17 protein-coding genes are annotated in these 16,465 nt (G+C 71.8%); 10 read left to right on the forward strand and 7 right to left on the reverse strand.

Translation table 11 applies throughout. The features are described 5' to 3' along the window. The 5 genes from AB0M48_RS28290 (at position 1) to AB0M48_RS28310 (ending at position 5,220) form a co-directional block, all read left to right on the forward strand. Positions 1-498, forward strand: a complete 498-nt coding sequence (locus AB0M48_RS28290; RefSeq protein WP_363847554.1) for a hypothetical protein — start codon at positions 1-3, stop codon at positions 496-498. Positions 499-736: 238 nt separating this feature from the next. After that, positions 737-2,779: a LuxR C-terminal-related transcriptional regulator gene (locus AB0M48_RS28295; protein WP_363847557.1), complete on the forward strand. Its 2,043-nt coding sequence runs from the start codon at positions 737-739 to the stop codon at positions 2,777-2,779. A 348-nt stretch (positions 2,780-3,127) separates the two neighbouring features. Continuing rightward, entirely contained in the window at positions 3,128-4,249 is a 1,122-nt protein-coding gene (locus AB0M48_RS28300) for a LuxR C-terminal-related transcriptional regulator (RefSeq protein ID WP_363847560.1), read from the forward strand. A gap of 62 nt (positions 4,250-4,311) precedes the next feature. After that, the gene (locus AB0M48_RS28305; protein ID WP_363847563.1) at positions 4,312-4,785 is read left to right on the forward strand and encodes a redoxin domain-containing protein; all 474 of its coding nucleotides are present in this window, start codon (positions 4,312-4,314) and stop codon (positions 4,783-4,785) included. 144 nt (positions 4,786-4,929) lie between these two features. Further along, positions 4,930-5,220, forward strand: a complete 291-nt coding sequence (locus tag AB0M48_RS28310; protein WP_363847566.1) for an HPF/RaiA family ribosome-associated protein — start codon at positions 4,930-4,932, stop codon at positions 5,218-5,220. A 20-nt stretch (positions 5,221-5,240) separates the two neighbouring features. Here AB0M48_RS28310 and AB0M48_RS28315 read toward each other — a convergent pair whose 3' ends face one another. Further along, positions 5,241-5,414 carry a PEP-utilizing enzyme gene (locus AB0M48_RS28315; RefSeq protein WP_363847568.1) on the reverse strand — a complete coding sequence of 58 codons (174 nt, stop codon included), beginning with the start codon at positions 5,412-5,414 and terminating at the stop codon, positions 5,241-5,243. 186 nt (positions 5,415-5,600) lie between these two features. Beyond that, positions 5,601-5,996: a hypothetical protein gene (locus tag AB0M48_RS28320; RefSeq protein WP_363847571.1), complete on the reverse strand. Its 396-nt coding sequence runs from the start codon at positions 5,994-5,996 to the stop codon at positions 5,601-5,603. Between the two features lie 200 nt (positions 5,997-6,196). Here AB0M48_RS28320 and AB0M48_RS28325 point away from each other — a divergent pair, with 200 nt between their 5' ends. Together AB0M48_RS28325 and AB0M48_RS28330 are read left to right on the forward strand one after the other, a co-directional pair. Beyond that, positions 6,197-6,544 (forward strand): YciI family protein, encoded by a 348-nt coding sequence (locus tag AB0M48_RS28325; RefSeq protein ID WP_363847574.1) that lies wholly within the window; start codon positions 6,197-6,199, stop codon positions 6,542-6,544. Beyond that, positions 6,544-7,740 carry a DUF6596 domain-containing protein gene (locus AB0M48_RS28330; RefSeq protein ID WP_363847575.1) on the forward strand — a complete coding sequence of 399 codons (1,197 nt, stop codon included), beginning with the start codon at positions 6,544-6,546 and terminating at the stop codon, positions 7,738-7,740. Before AB0M48_RS28325 ends, AB0M48_RS28330 begins: the two co-directional genes overlap by 1 nt. Here the strand turns inward: AB0M48_RS28330 and AB0M48_RS28335 are convergent. After that, on the reverse strand, positions 7,681-8,238 hold the full coding sequence (locus AB0M48_RS28335; RefSeq protein ID WP_363847578.1) for a copper resistance CopC family protein: 558 nt from the start codon (positions 8,236-8,238) through the stop codon (positions 7,681-7,683). The two genes, AB0M48_RS28330 and AB0M48_RS28335, sit on opposite strands and share 60 nt — an antisense overlap. A 58-nt stretch (positions 8,239-8,296) precedes the next feature. Continuing rightward, a complete protein-coding gene (locus AB0M48_RS28340; RefSeq protein ID WP_363847581.1) occupies positions 8,297-9,469 on the reverse strand; it encodes an MFS transporter in 1,173 nt (390 codons plus the stop codon). A 121-nt stretch (positions 9,470-9,590) separates the two neighbouring features. On the opposite strand from AB0M48_RS28340, the gene AB0M48_RS28345 reads away from it, so the two are divergent. Both AB0M48_RS28345 and AB0M48_RS28350 read left to right on the forward strand, forming a co-directional pair. Then, a complete protein-coding gene (locus AB0M48_RS28345) occupies positions 9,591-9,986 on the forward strand; it encodes an ATP-binding protein (RefSeq protein WP_363847584.1) in 396 nt (131 codons plus the stop codon). Positions 9,987-10,068: 82 nt separating this feature from the next. Further along, the gene (locus tag AB0M48_RS28350; RefSeq protein WP_363847587.1) at positions 10,069-10,470 is read left to right on the forward strand and encodes an ATP-binding protein; all 402 of its coding nucleotides are present in this window, start codon (positions 10,069-10,071) and stop codon (positions 10,468-10,470) included. Here AB0M48_RS28350 and bla read toward each other — a convergent pair. Beyond that, positions 10,463-11,362, reverse strand: a complete 900-nt coding sequence (gene bla / locus AB0M48_RS28355; protein ID WP_363847590.1) for a class A beta-lactamase — start codon at positions 11,360-11,362, stop codon at positions 10,463-10,465. The two genes, AB0M48_RS28350 and bla, sit on opposite strands and share 8 nt — an antisense overlap. Before the next feature lie 59 nt (positions 11,363-11,421). Between bla and pdxY the strand changes: the two genes are divergently transcribed. Further along, positions 11,422-12,273 carry a pyridoxal kinase PdxY gene (gene pdxY / locus AB0M48_RS28360; protein WP_363847593.1) on the forward strand — a complete coding sequence of 284 codons (852 nt, stop codon included), beginning with the start codon at positions 11,422-11,424 and terminating at the stop codon, positions 12,271-12,273. Here the strand turns inward: pdxY and AB0M48_RS28365 are convergent. Together AB0M48_RS28365 and AB0M48_RS28370 are read right to left on the reverse strand one after the other, a co-directional pair. Next, positions 12,251-12,922 carry a GntR family transcriptional regulator gene (locus tag AB0M48_RS28365; RefSeq protein WP_363847596.1) on the reverse strand — a complete coding sequence of 224 codons (672 nt, stop codon included), beginning with the start codon at positions 12,920-12,922 and terminating at the stop codon, positions 12,251-12,253. The two genes, pdxY and AB0M48_RS28365, sit on opposite strands and share 23 nt — an antisense overlap. A gap of 10 nt (positions 12,923-12,932) precedes the next feature. Further along, complete coding sequence (locus AB0M48_RS28370) at positions 12,933-16,445, reverse strand: BTAD domain-containing putative transcriptional regulator (RefSeq protein WP_363847599.1); 3,513 nt, start codon at positions 16,443-16,445, stop codon at positions 12,933-12,935. Positions 16,446-16,465 lie beyond the last annotated feature (20 nt).

Below are 16,465 nucleotides of genomic sequence, written 5' to 3' on the forward strand. Positions count from 1 at the left end.
ATGGCGAGGCTGAAGGACACGACGAAGGCGAAGAGCCGCACGAGGAAATTCGGCGCGGTCTTGGCCGCGGTGGCGTCGGTCGCCGGGACGGTTGTCGCGGCGGCGCCCGCCGCCACGGCCGCCGGCTACCCCACCAGCACCTTCTCGATCGAGGTCGGAGCGAGCTACTACAAGGGCACGGTCACCTGGTACAACCGGTCGGTCGGCGTGGACGGGGCGTTCAAGGCCGTCGGGGAACGGCGGGTCTACGCGCAGGCGTGGGCAGGCAGGACCTGGCTGGACTGGGCCAGTTCCAGCACCTGGACCGACAGGTCCGGGCCCGCATCTCTCGCCCTCGACACGGACGTCACGGGCGGGGCCCTCCGGGCCCATGTCTGGATGACCAGCGCAGATCCCTACGACGGCCTCGAGTACTTCACCTGCTACCGCAGCGAGAGCGTCTGCTCCGGGCCCTACGTGGGGAAGCCCCCGGTGACGCCCCTCGACCCGGTGGACTGAGCCCGTCACCGTGTAGAGCACCGAAGCCGCCCAGCAGGTCCGGACGAACTCGGCGACCGGCCGTCCGGACCTGCTGGGCGGATGGCGTGCTGACGGAGGGGAAGAACCGCCGTCTCAGCAGGCGGCCGGTTCCCGTCCGCCGGAATCGGTGTTCGCGCAGCTCAAACCGCTTTGTGAGCGGTATTGCATTTGTCGGGCGACATTTGTTCGCATCACCTTCGCTCCTAGAATCGCGCGCATGTGGTGGTCGGTGGACTCGCGGACTCGTCTGGTGGGACGAGAGCGGGAACTGACCACCGTGCGACGGTTGTTGCGGCGGCATCGGCTGGTGACGCTCGTCGGGCCCGGTGGAGCGGGGAAGTCGAGGCTGGCGGCCGAACTGCGCCTCGGTGACGCCGTCGTCGAACTGGAGCCCGTGCGCCGGCCCGACCTGCTGTGGCACGTGATCGCGTTCTCGCTGAACGTGTGGGAGGAACCGGACTCGCCGTTGCGCGAGACCGTGCACCGCGCGCTGGCCGATCACCGCGTCCTGGTGCTGGACAACTGCGAGCACCTGATCCGCGAGGCCGCCTCGGCGGTGGCGGAGCTGCTCGCCGCCTGTCCGCGCCTGCGCGTGCTGGTGACCAGCCGCGAACCCCTCGACCTGGCCGGGGAGATGTGCGTCGAGATCGGCCCGTTGTCTCCGGCCGACGCGCGGCAGCTGTTCCTGGAATGCGGTGGTGTCCCGGAACTCGCCGACTCGGTGCGGGACCACCTGCCGCTCGCGATCGAACTCGCCGCGGCCCGCACCGACGTGCCCGCGCGTCACCGCACGCTCGACGCCGTGATCGGGTGGAGCTACGACCTGCTGTCGCCGGCCGAGCGGTCCGCGTTGCGCAGGCTCTCCACGCTGATCGGCGACTTCGACCTGAACCTGGCCTCCGCGGTGTGCGGCGACCAGGCGGACGTCGTGCAGCTGATGGGATCGTTGCGCGCCAAGTCCTTGGTGGTGCGTTCGCCGTCGTCGTCGAGCGCGCGGTTCCGGATGCTCGAGTCGATCCGCCTGTTCGGCCTGGCGCGGCTGGAGGAGAGCGGCGAGGCGGGCACGACGTTCGACCTGCTGGTCGACTCGCTGACCACGACGATCCAGTCGATCTCGGCCGCACCGGTGGTGACGTCCGAGATGGACACCTGGCTGGCGAGCCAGGAACACCAGCTGCTGCAGGCAGTGGCGCGCGTACCGCGCACCGACCCGCGCCACACGTGGCTCGTCGCGGGCGTCGTGCACGTCTGGTACCTGCACCGTTCCTACAGCGAGGCGATGCGCATGGCCTCCACCGCCCTGGCGCGCGGCCCGCTGACCTCCCACGCGGAGTTGCTGCTCTTCCGCGCGGCCTGGCTGGCCGGCTTCACCGGCGACGACGCGGCCGCCCTCCGGTATGCGGAGGCCCTGGTCGCACACCCGGCCATGAGCCAGCCCGCCTGGGAGGCCCGCGGGTGGAACACCCTGGGCTACGCGCGAGGGATCAACTCCGACCTCGCCGGCGCGCACACCGCCAACGAACGGTCGGTCGCGGCAGCGCGTTCCCTGGGCGACCCGGAACTGCTGATGACGTTCCTGAACAACCACGCGTGGCTCCTGCTGCGCTTGGACGACCTGACGGCCGCACTCGCGGCAGCGCTGGAATCGCTGTCGCTGGGCGTCCTGGACGGCTTCCGCCTGATGGCGTCCCGGCACACCGCGGGCGTGATCGCACTGGCGGCGAACGACGTCGACCAGGCCGAGCACCACTTCGCGATCGCCCTGCGAGTGGGCGCCCCCGCGGCCGTCTCGGAGGCAGGACTGCTCGAAGGCCTGGCCGTCGTGGCGGCACACCGAGGTGATGCCGACCGCGCCGTGGTGCTGATGGCCGCCGCGGCCGCCACCCGAAGGACACGGGGCTCCCGCCAGCAGGAGCCCTGGAACCGCATGGTGGCGGACGCACGCGAACGGGCGCTGTCCTCCGCCGGCCCGCGACGGGCGGAGCGGGCCTGGTCGCTGGGCGAGCGTCTCGACCACGCCGGGCTGCTCGCGTACGTGGGCACGCCGCGGCAGGACGGACCGCTGACCGCGCGGCAGCGGGAGATCGCGGACCTCGTGGCGGACGGGCTGACCAACACCGAGATCGCGGTGCGGCTGGGGATCTCGGTCGCGACCGTGCGGTCGCACGTGACGCAGATGCTCTCGCGGCTGGGGTTGAGCTCGCGGACGCAGCTGGCGGCGCGGACCGCGCGGACCGCGCGGACGGCGAGGGCGCGGTGAGCCGGTGTGCCGCATTTGTTGGCGGTGAGGGGTGGGCTGAGCGAGGGGTTGGTCCTGCTGGCGGTGTGGGCGCGGTGAGCCGGAGCGCCGGACGTGCTGGCGTGAGTGGAAAGAGCCTGTGCGCCGGACCTGTCCGCAGTGCTGGCGGCAGCGGTGCGGTGGGCTGGAGTGCCGGATCTGCTGGCGTGGGCGCGATGAGCGGATGTGTCGAACCTGTCCGCAGTGCCGCGGGCGACGGCACGACGCGGGCCGGAGTGTCGGACCTGCTGGCTACGGTGGGACGCGGGGGACCCAAAGCCGAAGGGGACCCTTGCGCGAGCCTGCCCGGCGGAGCCCAGGCGGTGCCTCGTGACGTGTGAGGAGTGCGGCACCAAGCTGACCACGGCCAAGTACTGCTCCGGCGCGTGCCGTCAGCGCGCGTACCGCAGGCGGTCCCGCGACGTCGTTCCCACATCGCCGCGCCTCGACACCTTCGCCGGCCGCACCACCGAGCTGGCCGAGCTCACCACTCTGCTGGGGCGCAACAGGATCGTCACCGTGACCGGGCCGCCCGGCGTCGGCAAGTCGCGGCTCGTGCACGAGGTGGTCGCGAACCGGCAGCACGTGCTGATGGTCGAACTGGCGGACGTCCGAAGGGTTCCGGATCTCCTCGCCGGCGCCCCGCGGCCCGGGTTGCTGGTGCTGGACGGCTGCGAGCACGTGCTGGACGACTGCGCGAACCTCATCGCCGCGCACCCCTCGTTCCGCGTTCTCGCCACCAGCCACGCGCCGCTGAACGTGCCGGGGGAGCAGGTGTACCGGCTGACGCCGCTCGGGGCGCGTGACGCGAAGCGGTTGTTCGTCGACCGGGCGGTGGCGCTCGACAGCGAGTTCGACGAGAACGCCTCGCTGCTCGACGTCGTCTGCGCGCGGCTGGACCGGTTGCCGCTGGCGCTCGAACTCGCGGCACGGCTGGTGCGCGTGCTGACGCTGGAGGAGATCGTGGCGCGGCTGGACGACCGGTTCGCCGTCCTCACGACGGGGCCGCGGGACGCTCCGGCGCACCACCGGTCGTTGCACGCCGCGTTCGAGCGCGGCTACGAGTTGCTGACCGAGGGCGAGAAGGTCGCGCTGCACAAGTTCGCGCTGATGCCGGGGACCGTCGGGCAGGAGATGGCGGAGCGGCTGCGGTCGCGGTCGTTGCTCGAACCCGACTTCACCATGCTCGAGTCGGTCCGGCAGTTCGCGTTGCCGGGGGTGTCGGTCACGACGCCGCGGCCGCAGGCCGAACCGGAGGAGGCCGCGCTCTCGTGGCGCGACGAACGGCTGCTGCGCGTCGCCGCGATGGTCGCGGAAGGCCTGACGAACAAGCAGATCGCGGACGGGCTGCACGTGTCGCTGCGGACCGTGGAGGCGGACGTGCGCGACCTCAAGTCGGTGCTGGGAGTGCGGTCGCGCGCCCAGATCGCCGCCTGGACCACGCAGGCGTGACTTCGGTGGCTGAACCGGAGCCGGCGCGAGGCCGTACGCCCGGACAGGAGGTGAGGGGCCGAATGCGCATCCTCGGACTGCTGCTAGGGATCCTGCTGCTCGCCGGCTGTGCGGAGAAGACACCGACACCGGAGAAGTTCCAGTTCACCGCCAAGACCCTGGAGGGCGCGGAGTTCCGCGGCGACAAGCTCGTCGGCCAGCCCGCCGTGCTCTGGTTCTGGACGCCGTGGTGCCCGGCGTGCAACGCCGAGGCGGAGACGGTCGAGGCGGTGGCCAAGAAGCACGGCAAGGTCCAGTTCGTCGGTGTCGCGGCGGAGGACCAGCTCGACGCGATGAAGAAGTTCGTGAGCGACCACAGGATGTCCGCCTTCCCGCACCTGGCGGACCTGGACGGCGCGGTGTGGAGGCGGTTCGGCGTCACCGCGCAGCCGGCGTTCGCGTTCGTGGGCACCGACGGCTCCGTGGAGATGCTCACCGGCTCGCCCACCGAGGAGCAGCTGAACCAACGAGTTTCCTCTTTGGTACCAAAGACTTGATCGTGATGACATCGGCGGGTCCCGTGTCCTCGGTACAAAGTCCCTGCACTGTCGGGACCAACGCCCGGTTCGCCGTCGCGGTCGGGTTCGTATCGTCGAACCGGCCGCGCGGCGGTGCCGCACGGCTCGAGGAGGCAGGTGTCGATGGACTACATCCAGGTCTCGCTCGGGGAGGCCATTCCCGAGCAGGCCAGGGACTACGCGTCCGCGCGGATCGGCTCGCTCGACCGCTACGCGCCGGACCGCGTCGACTTCGCCTGGGTCAACCTGACCGCGGACAAGTCCGTGATCCACGCGCACGCCCGGCTCGACCTGAAGTGGGTCGAGGTGCAGGCGTACGCGGAGGGTGACACGGTCACCGAGGTCATCGACCTGGTGCGGGAACGCATGCGCCGTCAGCTCGTCTCGATGCAGGGCGCGCTCGCACGCAACTGAGCCCACCCCCGGCGGCGAGGTCAGCGCACCTTCTTCACGGTGCCCCGCGCGCCGTCGACCTGGACGACGTCTCCCGCCGCGATGCGGGTCGTCGCGTTGCCGCACCCCACCACCGCCGGGATGCCCAGCTCTCGCGCCACGATCGCCGCGTGCGACAACGGCGCGCCGACGTCGGGCCACTCCCCCGCCCACACCCGCCGAGCCGGGGAACCCGGTGACGTCCGACGGCATCGGCACGTCCGAGGCCGCGTCGTAGAGGTCGGCCCGCCGGTCCGGTGAGGCGGCCCAGGACTCCGGATCAAACCGGCCGCGGATCACGGCGGGGTAGGGCGGCAGCGCGCGGTAACGCTCAAAGGCCTGCCGTTGAGCGGGAACGCGGTTCAGCAACGAGGTCTCGCCGCCAGCACGCGCAGCACGTCGTCGATCGGCGGGAAGAACAGGTCGTCCCCGGACGACATCAGCTCCCCGGCCCGCGACACGAACGCCCGCATCACCCAGAACGCGCGCACCATCTCGGACCGCGCCTGCTCCCGGGCCCGCGCGCCGGCACCGAGGCGCGCCAGCCGCCGCTCGATCCGGCGGGCCCGCCGCGGGTGCGCCGCCACCAGCCGGTCCCAGGCGGCCGCCCGCGCCGCCGCCTGCCGCTCCAGCAACGCGACGGGGTCCGCCAGCGCCTCCAGTTGCGTCGCGAGCCACCCCGGTGCCTCGGCGGGACGGGGGTCGTGGATCTCGAACTCGTCGTGGGACCGATGCCCCCACTCCAGCACACCGTCCACCGACCGCTCGCGGTAGGCGCGGGTCGTGAGGTGGAACCCGGCAGGCCCGCGCGGACGAGCCTCGCCGGCGACTCGCCCTTGCCGCCGGCCACGGCCAGCACGGCTCGCGGGTCGTCGAGCGGGAGGATCAACGGGATCATGTCGCCGTGGTCGTCGAAACAGGCCCGCCCCGTTCGTACAAAGGGTGAAAGGAGTCCACCATGACGCAGAAGTACCTGCTCAGCATCTACCAGCCCGACGGTGAGGCCCCGCCGCCCGAGGTGCTCGGCCCGATCATGACGAAGCTCGGCGCGTTGAACGAGGAGATGCAGGCGAAGGGCGCGTGGGTGTTCGCCGCCGGCCTGCACCCGCCGTCGACCGCGACCGTGCTCCGGGCGAAGGACGACGACGTGCTGATGACGGACGGGCCGTTCGCCGAGGGCAAGGAGCACATCGGCGGCTTCACGGTCATCCAGGCCGCCGACCTCGACGAGGCGCTCGAGTGGGGCCGCCGCCTCGCGGGCGTGCTCAGCCCGTTGTCGATCGAGGTCAGGCCCGTCGCGTCCTGATGATCGAAGAGGTCTTCCGGGCCGAGTACGGCCGTGCGGTGTCCGTCCTGACCCGTCTCCTCGGCGACATCGACCTCGCCGAGGAGGCGGTGCAGGACGCCTTCGCCACGGCCGTGCTGCGGTGGCCGGTCGACGGCGTCCCACCGGCTCCGGCCGGGTGGATCATCACGACCGCCCGAAACCGCGCGATCGACCGGGTGCGCCGGGAGGCCAAGGGCCAGGAGAAGCACGCGCAGGCGGCACTGCTGCACCACGAACCGGAAGAGCAGGAGGTGGGGGACGTGCCCGACGACCGCCTGCGGCTGATCTTCACCTGCTGCCACCCGTCACTGGCGTTTCCGGCCCAGGTCGCGCTGACGTTGAAACTGCTCGGCGGCCTGACGACGGCGGAGATCGCCAAGGCCTTCCTGGTACCGGAACCCACGATGGCGCAACGGATGGTGCGCGCGAAGGGCAAGATCCGCGCGGCCCGCATCCCGTACCGGGTGCCGCGCGACGCCGACCTGCCCGACCGCCTGAAGGCCGTGCTCGCCGTCGTCTACCTGGTCTTCAACGAGGGCTACCTCGACCGGGCGGCGCTCGCGGAGGAGGCGATCCGGCTCGGCCGGGTGCTCGCGGCGCTCATGCCGGACGAGCCCGAGGTGTGGGGGCTGCTCGCGCTGATGCTGCTCGTCGAGTCCCGGCGGGAGGCGCGGCTGCGCGACGGCCGGATCGTCCTGCTCCGAGACCAGGACAGGGCGTTGTGGAACGCGGACCTCGTGCGGGAGGGCCAGGACCTCGTGCGCCGCTGCCTGCGCTGGAACCGGCCCGGCCCGTACCAGCTCCAGGCCGCGATCAACGCCGTGCACAGCGACCCGCCGACCGACTGGCACCAGGTCGTCGCCCTGTACGACCAGCTGATGGCGCTCACCCCGAGCCCCGTCGTGGCCCTGCACCGCGCCGTCGCGCTGGCCGAGACGGAAGGCCCGGAGCGGGCGTTGCCGGAGGTCGACGCGCTCGACCTCGACCGCTACCACCTGTTCCACGCCGTGCGCGCGGACCTGTTGCGGCGGCTCGGGAAGGATCCGGCGGCGGCACTGGAGGCCGCGTTCGACCGGGCCGAGCACCCGGCCGAACGCGAGCTCCTGAGCGAGCGGCTACGGGTTCTCCGGCTTGCGGCGGCGGACCAGGAGGATCGCGCCGACGACGATCGCTAGCCCGATCAGGATCCACACCCAGAGCGGCACGCCACCGGATTCCGGCGACGTGCTCGACGGGGGAGCGTTCGACACCGGCGCACTCGGCGTCACCGACGACGGCGGGGCACTGGCCGACGTGGACTGAGCCACGACGGTCATCGTAAAGCTGAACGTGCCGTTGACGGTGTCGCCGTCGTCGGACTTGGCCGACCAGGCGACCGTGTGCGCGCCGGACTTGGCCGCCGCGGTGTCGATCTTCGCGGTGATCGTCCGGTCGACGGCCTGCACCTGGGTGACCGGCAGCTTGGTGCCGTCGGCCGCCGTGACGGTGACCGCGTCCCCGTCCGGCAGCTGGACGGGCGCGCTGAACACCAGCTCGACCTGCTCGGGCGGAGCCGCCAGGGCCGCGCCGGACGCCGGATTGCTGCTCTTGAGCTCGGCGTGGGCCTGCGCGGGGACGGCCATGGCCGTCGCGGCGAGCAGTGCCAGCACGAGCACGCTTAGGTAACGCGTCACGCGCGCAGCGTAACGGCTTTGTCGATCAGTCCGGCAGCCTCCGAACCGCGGGCCGGCCTCAGGCCACCGGCCGTGGGACCTGCGGTGTCACCGGGACGAACGACAACCCGGTCGCGATGACCGCGGCCACCGCGGCGGCGAACAGGGGCAGGATGGGCTCCACCTCGTACAGCAGCGAGCCCAGCGTCGGCGCGACGACGAACGTCAGCCCGCTCGTGGTGGTGACCAGCCCGGCGACCAGGCCCTGGTGCCGCGGCCCGACGCCGAACGAGGCCGCCGCGGCGAAGCCGGTGAGCGCGAGACCCACACCGACCGCCACCACCAGGAACGCCAGTGCCATCAGCGCGGAGGACGGCGCCACGGCGAGCAGCACGTACCCCGCCACCGAGACGGGGGAGCCGATTCGCATCAGCCGGGCCGGGGACCACTTCAGCAACGGCACGAGCAGTCCCTGCGTCAGCACGAGCCCGATGACGGAGGCGAACAGCACGCCCTCGGCGCTGCCCGTGGTCTCTCGCAGCCTCTCCGTGGAGAGGTGCACGACGACGACCTGCGCCATCCCGAGCGACAGGTGCAGGAAGAAGCCGGTGCCGAAGGCGGGCACCAGCAGCAGCGGCTGGGTTCGCACCGGTTCCCCCGCGGACGGAGCGAGAGGTTTCATGGTGACGAGGACCAGGAGCGAGAGCACCAGGGCCACCGCGGGCGCGACGTACAGCGGCAGCCACAGGGACGCCACCGCGAGCGCGCCGCCGGCTACCGGGCCGATCACGCCGCCGAGGCTCTGAGCGGCACCGATGAAGCCGATGGCCCGAGTGCGCGCCGTCTCGCCGTGGGTGGACAGTCCCGCGACGGCGAGCGCGGTGACGAGCACCGCGGCGAGGCCGGCGCCGAACAGCACGGAGCGGAACACCAGAACCATCGCGAACGCCAGGTCCGGGGTCAGCGTCTCGTCGAGGCCGAACGCCACCGCCGCCGCGAAACCGGCGGGCCCGGCCACGCACAGCACGAGCCCGGCGAACAGCACGGGACGCGGTCCCGCGGCGTCGAACAGCAGTCCCCAGAGCACGCTCGCCACGGTGATCGTCACGGAGGTGACCGCGAACACCAGGCTCAGCTGGAACGCGCTGAGCGCGAGTGCGCCGACGAGCGGGGCGATGACGGCGGTGAGCATCTGGTGCACCGAGTACATGACCAGCAACGCGGCCAATAACGGAGTGAAGGATCTCGGCATGCTCTTCCCCCTGGAGTCGCGGCGGAGCAGTGAGGGTAGTTCAAGTTGATGAACGATTGGTTTGGCGGCGGATGCACCTGGGTAACCCGCTCCCTAACTGATCATCTGACCGAGGAGCGGTTTGGCTCGCGACCAGGCAGCCAGGACGGGCGAGGCGGCGGATCTGCCCCTGGGCAGGCAACGACCGTCACTCGCGGCCGTCCGCCGCTGGGTACGGCTGGAGTTGACGGGCGAGGACACCGACGCGGTGGCCGATGTGTTGCTGGTGGTGAACGAGTTGGTCAGCAACGCGTACCGGTACACGTCGGAACCGTCGTTCTTGCGCGTCGTCGTCGAACAACACAAAATCCGCATCGAGATCGCGCACGACGCCCGTGCCCATCCGCCGTTGCGCCAGGTGTCCCGTCCGCAGCGCGGGTACGGCCTGGTCCTGGTGGCCCGGCTGTCCGACCGCTGGGGTGTGGACAGAGCTCACGGCGGCACTGTGGTCTGGGCCGTTCTTCCGAGGGAAGCGTGATGGAAGGCCGGCAGGTTTCGACGGGTGCGCTCTGGGGTACGGAGGCACGTGCCTTGAAACAACAGGGCGCGGGGAGATGCTGATGGGTATTGCAGGACGGTCCACCGAACGACTGGACCTCGTCCTACCGGAGGGTGTTCTACCGCTCGCGAACGTGCGCGCGGAAGTTCGTCGTCTTCTGAGGGGAATGCACGAGAACGTCGTGGTCGACGTGATGGTGGTGGCCACGGAACTCGTGAGCAACGCCTACCACCACGCCGCCCCGCAGCGACGCGCGCGCATTCTGTGCCTGCCGGAGCGCGAGGTGGTGAGGGTCGAGGTCGACGACGGGACGCCCGGCCGGTTCCCGCAGCTCGGGCGGATGGGGTTCCTCGGACGCAGACAGCGCGGTTTGTTGCTGGTCAACGGCCTGGCGCAGGTGTGGGGGCACAACCGGTTCCCCGACTCCAAGACCGTGTGGGCGGACGTGTCGTGCGTCAGGTGAGGGTCTTGACGACGTAGGCGGCGGCTTCGGCGACGAGAGCCTCGTCGTACACGGCGTCCGCCGCGGACTTGCTGGACATGATCGCGATCAGGACCGGCTCCCGGCCGGGCGGCCACACGACCGCGATGTCGTTGACCGTGCCGTGCGCGCCGGTACCGGTCTTGCCGGCGACCCTGCTGCCCGCCGGTACTCCGGCCCGGATGCGCTTCGCCCCGGTGACCGACCGTTCCAGCAGGCCGGTCAGGAAGTCGCGCTTCGCCGGTTCGAGGGCGTCGCCGAGCACGATCCGCTGGTAGTCCGTGCCGAGCGAGCGCGGGGTGGCGGTGTCGCGCGGGTCGCCGGGTGTGGCCGAGGTGATGTCGGGCTCGACGCGATCCATGCGGGTCTCGGTGTCGCCGAGCTCGCGCAGGTACCTCGTGAGTTCCGCCGGGCCACCGAGGTCGCGCAGCAGCAGGTTGCCCGCGGTGCCGTCGCTGTGGCGGACCGCGGCGTCGCACAGGTCGCGCAGCTTCATGCCCGTCCGGACGTTCTGCTTCGTGACGAACGAGCTCCTCATCAGGTCGGCCTCGGTGTAGGTGACCACGGTGTCCAGATGCGACATCGGGTTGCGGTGCAGAACGGCCGCCGCGGCAAGGCCCTTGAACGTCGAGCAGAACGCGAACCGCTCGTCCGCCCGGTGCTCGATCGTGCTGCCGTTGTCGCTCATCGCGTAGACGCCCAGCCGTGCGTCGAACTTCTTCTCCAGTTCGAACAACGCGTCGTGCCGCACAGGTGCCGCACTCGTCGTCGTGGCCGGTGGTGCCACGCTGACCGGGTCTGTCGCTTGTGGAGTCGCGCACCCGGCGAGCGGGAGCAGGGCGAAGGTCTTCAGGACTGTGCGTCGGGCGGCCACCCGTTCACACTATTCGGTCTCGGTGAGGCGCCCCGGGGGCGGCGTTCTAGGGTGGGAGAATGAAGGTTCTGTCCATCCAGTCCGTGGTCGCTCACGGCCACGTCGGGAATTCCGCGGCCGTGTTCCCGCTGCAGCGCATCGGGGTCGAGGTCGTCCCGATTCCCACGGTGAACTTCTCCAACCACACCGGGTACGGCGCGTGGCGCGGTCCGCTCCTGCCACCGTCGGACGTGGCCGAGATCCTGCTCGGGGTGGAGGAGCGCGGGATCTTCCCCCAGGTCGACGCCGTGCTGTCCGGCTACCAGGGCGGCACGGGCATCGCCGATGTGATCATCGACGCGGTGCGCAGGGTGAAGGCCGCGAACCCGGCGGCGGTCTACGCGTGCGACCCGGTCATGGGCAACGCCAAGTCCGGCTGTTTCGTGGCTCCCGAGATCCCCGTGCTGCTGCGCGACCGGGTCGTGCCGGTGGCCGACATCATCACCCCGAACCAGTTCGAGCTGGGCTTCCTGACCGGCACCGAGCCGGTGAGCATCGACTCGACGCTCGCCTCCGCCGACCTCGCCCGCGCGATGGGCCCGTCGACCGTGCTGGTCACGAGCGTCGAGCGGCAGGACCGGGAGGAGGGCACGATCGAGATGCTCGTCGTGGACGACGCCGGGGCGTGGCTGGTCACCACCCCGCACCTGCCGTTCAAGGCGAACGGGTCCGGCGACGTCACGGCCGCGCTGTTCACCGCCCACTACGTGCAGACGAAGGACGCGGCGGTGGCGCTGGAGCGCACCGCGTCCAGCGTCTTCGACCTGATCGACCTGACCTACCGCTCCGGTGAGCGCGAGCTGCGGCTGGTGCAGGCCCAGGAGTTCTACGCGGCGCCGCGGATGCAGTTCAAGGCCGAGCAGGTGCGCTGAGCGGAAGGCCCCGCATCGTGAGGTGCGCGCGGTCGCCGCGCAGGACGGCCCACGACCGTTCGACCGGCGCACCGCGGAGGTTGTGGCCGAGCCACCCGGCCGACAGCAGCGGTGTGGCGGGGCGGACGTCGAGCAGCCCGGCGACGCGAGGGGTGGCGAGAGCGGTCGTGCACCACGGGTGGACGTCGCCGAACCGGATCTCGTAGGCGTCCGAGAGGAACTGCCGCAGCGGGGTCGTGCCGTCGTAGCGCTCGGCGAAGCCGGGGAACCGGGAGGCGCGCAGGAACGTCGAGCGCACGCCGACCGGTTCGTCCCCGCGCACGAGGACCGACTCGACGTTGATCACGTCCTGCCCGCCGTTGGTCCTGACCACGACCCGTTCGCGTGCGGCGAGGTCCCGCACCAGCGCGTCGAGTCCGATCCGGTGGACCTGCCTGCGGGGCGCGACTGCCGTGCCCTGCCGGCCTGCCCCGCGGACGAGCCTGCCCTCGAGCACGAGCTCGTCCAGCGCCTTGCGGATGGTGGTGCGGGACATGCCGAACACGTCCGAGAGCTCGCGTTCCGGCGGGAACGGGGTGTTGTCGGGCAGTTCGTTCACCAGGTCGAGCAGCCTGGTCTTGGCCTGGTAGTAGCGCGGGATCGCGGGCACGTCCCGGACGTTATTTCCGGTCGATAACCAGCGACTCATCGCCCGCGTCGGGCTCGGAGCCGATCTCCCGGTAGATCCGGAGGGCCTCGCCCCGGTCCCCGCCGAGGTAGGCGGCCGCGGCCTCTTTCCAGCGCGACCAGGACACCTCGGCGAGGCAGTCCGGGCCGTGGCCCGCGGCGGCGAGGACGATCGGCAGGTCGACGCCGACCGGGCCGGTGATCGGGCGGCCGGGCAGCAGCGCCAGCAACTCGTCCACCTCTGCCGGGGCGCCGTTCCGGAGCGCGATGCGCGCCTTCAGCGTCAGCGGGTGCTGCAACTCGCCGGGGTGGCCTTTGCTCCTCGCGAGGTCCAGCGCCCGGTCCGCGTCCTCGCCCGCCCCGGCGAGATCGCCGGTCAGCAGCCGGACGCGGCCGCGGGCGGCGTGCAGGTGGGACTGGCCGGGGGAGCGGGCGACGGTCTCGTCCAGGTGCTGGAGAGCCTCCGCGTACCGGCCGTCCCACAACAGGTCCAGGTACCTGGATGAGTCGAGCCAGGTGATCGTGTCGTCGTCGCCGTGCCGTCGGGCGGCCACCCGTGCCTCGGCTCTCACCGCGAGCCGTGCCTTGGCGTCGCCGAGCACGGCGTAGGCGGTGCCCGTGTTGAACAGGCACAGGCTGGGCGAGACGCCGGCCGCTCTGCGTTCGGTCACGGCCTGGCGCAGGTCGCCGATACCTTCCGGGTCGCCCTGCTTGACCCTGGCGAGGCCCAGGGCTTCCAGCGCGACGGCTCGGTCGACGCCGGTGGCACCTCGCAACGCCTCCCGCGCGGCGCTGATCGCGTCGTCCAGCCTGTCCACGAGCGTCAGGGAATGCGCGAGGTACGCCTGCACGCCGGACACCCGCCCGTCCGGCCCGGCCAGCGCGAGGAACTCGATCGTGCGGTCGAGGTGCCGTTCGGCGGCCACGTGGTCGCCCCGGTGCCAGGTGGCGCGCCAGGCCGCCCGGGAGGCCTCCGCCGCGCCCGCGAAGTTCTGGGCGCCGAGGTGCAGTTCGACTGCTTCGGCCAGTTCCCCGAGTCCTTCACCGCTCGACGCCAGGCTCGATCCCAGCAACGTGAGCAGGCCCGCCTTGTCGGGATGGCCGGGCGGGCAGACCGCCAGCGCGGCGCGGTAGCACCGGATCGCGGTCTCCCCGGCGGCCAGGGCGGTGGCCCTGCGGCCCGCGTCGGTGAGAGCCGTCCGTGCCTTGCGGCCCATGATGTCGCACGGCTTCCCGGAAGCCTCGGCGATCCACACCGCCTCCTGGAAGTGGTGCGCCAGCAAGGGAACGTGCTCCAACGGCAACGCCTGCACCCACTCGGCCGCGTGGTAGTGCTTCATCGCCTTGGTGCCGCGGGGAACCCGGTCGTAGGCGACGTCGCGCACCAGCACGTGGCTGAAGGCGTACTCGGCCTCGCCGAAGACCCTGCTGGTCTGGCGCTTCAGGAAGTCCCGCTGTGCCAGCACCTCCAGGCAGCGCGTCACCTCGGCGGCGTCTCGCTCCGCGACGACCGCGACCGCGCCCGGCCAGACCGCCGGACCGATCACCGCGGCGTCCTGCAGCACGGACCTCTCCAGCGGGGGCAACGAGTCGAGCCTCGCGCCGATGACGGTCTGCACCGTCTCCGGGAGGGCGTCCGGAGCGCCGTCGCGGAGCATGCGCACGTACTCGGCGGCGAAGAGCGGGTTGCCCGCCGCCCGTCGCAACAGCGTCCGCACGTCGGCCACGACGTCGTGGCGTGCCATCAACGTTTCAAGCAGCCGCGTGGTGTCCTCTTCGGACAGTGCCTCGAGCGTGATCGACTCACCTCGGACCGGCGGCCCCGGCCGTGCGGTGAGCAGCACCAGCAACGGCACGTCGTCCGCGGTGTCGGCCAGCCCGTGCAGGAAGCCGAGCAGCAGCTCGTCGGCCCAGTGCACGTCCTCGACGATCACCACCAGCGGTTCGTCCGCGAGGTGCTCGACCAGCCTGCGCCACGCCATCAGCGCGTCACCGCCCTGCGGGCCGGCTCCGGCGAGCGCGCAGAGCTGGGTGACGAGCCACGGGTCGTCGCTGATCGCCTGGATCTTGGCGGTGACCGCGGCGGCGTCGTCGGTGTCGAAGATCTGCGCGTGGCTCCGCACGATCTCCGCCAGCGGGGCGAACACGTCGTCGCGCGCGAACGGGGGCGTGCGGCCGGTGAGCGTCCGGCGGCCCGTGGCGAACTCCCGGACGAGTCTGCTCTTGCCCACGCCCGGCTCGCCGACCAGCGTGATCGTCCTGGTTCGGCTCGTCGTCCTGACCTGCTCGTACGCCTCGACGAGCAGGGCCATCTCGCGCGAGCGGCCCACGAACGGCGCGTCGTCCCCGGCCGGCGTGAGGGCGCGGTCGGTCACCGGGCACGTCCTGACCTCACCTCGCGCGGTCTGGGCGAGCAACCGCAGACCGGCGTCGAGCACCGTGCCGCCGACCTCGACGCGATCACCTGACGTGACGAGCGCGGGCCCGGTGGACACCGCGGCGGCCGCCGGGTGCTCGCCGGTGATCTCGAACGCGGCCCGCACGGCCCGTGCGGCGTCGTCCTCGCGGTTGACCGGCGCCCCGAACGCCGCGCAGACCGTCGAGCCGAGCGTCGTGACGGTGGTGCCGCCGAGGTCTTCGACGTGCCTGAGCACCTGTGCGACCGCGGTGTCCAGCCGTTCGTCGGCGGCCTCGTCCGCTCCCGGCAGTTCCAGCCGGACGACGAGGACGCTGACCTTCTTGCGTTCCAGCACGGTCGTCGCGGGGGAGGAGGTGGCCGCGAGCGCCGGGTCCTGGGTGAGGATCGCCCGTTCCAGCCGGGCCAGGTCCGGCCCCGGATCGATGCCGAGCTCGGCGGTGAGGCGTTCCCGCGCCGCACGGAAGACCGCGAGCGCGTCGGCCTGCCTGCCGGACCGGTAGAGCGCGAGCATCAGCTGACCCCGCAGCCGTTCGCGCAACGGGTGATCGCGCACCAGCGCCTCGAGTTCCGCGATCACCTCGCGATGGCGCCCGCACGCCAGTTCGGCGTCGAACCTGTCCTCCACCGCCCCGTCGCGCAGGTGCGTGATCTCCACCAGCTCCGGCCACGTGACGCCGTCCGCCACCAGGTCCGCGAGGACGGGCCCGCGCCACAACGCCAGCGCGTCCCGCAGGATCGCGGCGGTCTGCCCCGGCCCCGGTGCGGCCGAAGCGCGGTGCAGGGCGGCGCGGAACCGGTGCAGGTCGACGCGATCCGGTTCCGCGCGCAGCAGGTAGCCGGGCTTGCGGGTGACGATGTCGAGCCCGGCCTTGCGCAACGCCGACACGACGTTGAGCAGGATCCCGCGTGCCGTGGGCGGATGCCCGTCAGGCCACAACGCGGCCGTGAGCTCGCTGATCGACACCACGCGGCCCGCGTTGAGCAGCAGGAGACCCAGCGTCGCCCGGCGGGTGAACCCGCCGACCCGCAGCTCCCTGCCGTTCACGCGGACCTGCAGGGGTCCGAGCACCGCGAACTCGACAGACATCGGTCTGGACCATACCGCCG

The sequence above is a fragment of the Lentzea sp. NPDC051208 genome (genome assembly GCF_040682435.1).
Lineage (GTDB): Bacteria > Actinomycetota > Actinomycetes > Mycobacteriales > Pseudonocardiaceae > Lentzea > Lentzea kristufekii.

Bases quoted from the DNA above. Each gene is read 5' to 3' on its own strand.
- AB0M48_RS28340 (WP_363847581.1), bottom strand. From the start codon at position 9,469: ATGCCGAGATCCTTCACTCCGTTATTGGCCGCGTTGCTGGTCATGTAC.
- pdxY (WP_363847593.1), top strand. From the start codon at position 11,422: ATGAAGGTTCTGTCCATCCAGTCCGTGGTCGCTCACGGCCACGTCGGG.
- AB0M48_RS28305 (WP_363847563.1), top strand. From the start codon at position 4,312: ATGCGCATCCTCGGACTGCTGCTAGGGATCCTGCTGCTCGCCGGCTGT.
- AB0M48_RS28330 (WP_363847575.1), top strand. From the start codon at position 6,544: ATGATCGAAGAGGTCTTCCGGGCCGAGTACGGCCGTGCGGTGTCCGTC.
- AB0M48_RS28295 (WP_363847557.1), top strand. From the start codon at position 737: ATGTGGTGGTCGGTGGACTCGCGGACTCGTCTGGTGGGACGAGAGCGG.
- AB0M48_RS28325 (WP_363847574.1), top strand. From the start codon at position 6,197: ATGACGCAGAAGTACCTGCTCAGCATCTACCAGCCCGACGGTGAGGCC.
- AB0M48_RS28310 (WP_363847566.1), top strand. From the start codon at position 4,930: ATGGACTACATCCAGGTCTCGCTCGGGGAGGCCATTCCCGAGCAGGCC.
- AB0M48_RS28370 (WP_363847599.1), bottom strand. From the start codon at position 16,445: ATGTCTGTCGAGTTCGCGGTGCTCGGACCCCTGCAGGTCCGCGTGAAC.
- AB0M48_RS28350 (WP_363847587.1), top strand. From the start codon at position 10,069: ATGGGTATTGCAGGACGGTCCACCGAACGACTGGACCTCGTCCTACCG.
- AB0M48_RS28290 (WP_363847554.1), top strand. From the start codon at position 1: ATGGCGAGGCTGAAGGACACGACGAAGGCGAAGAGCCGCACGAGGAAA.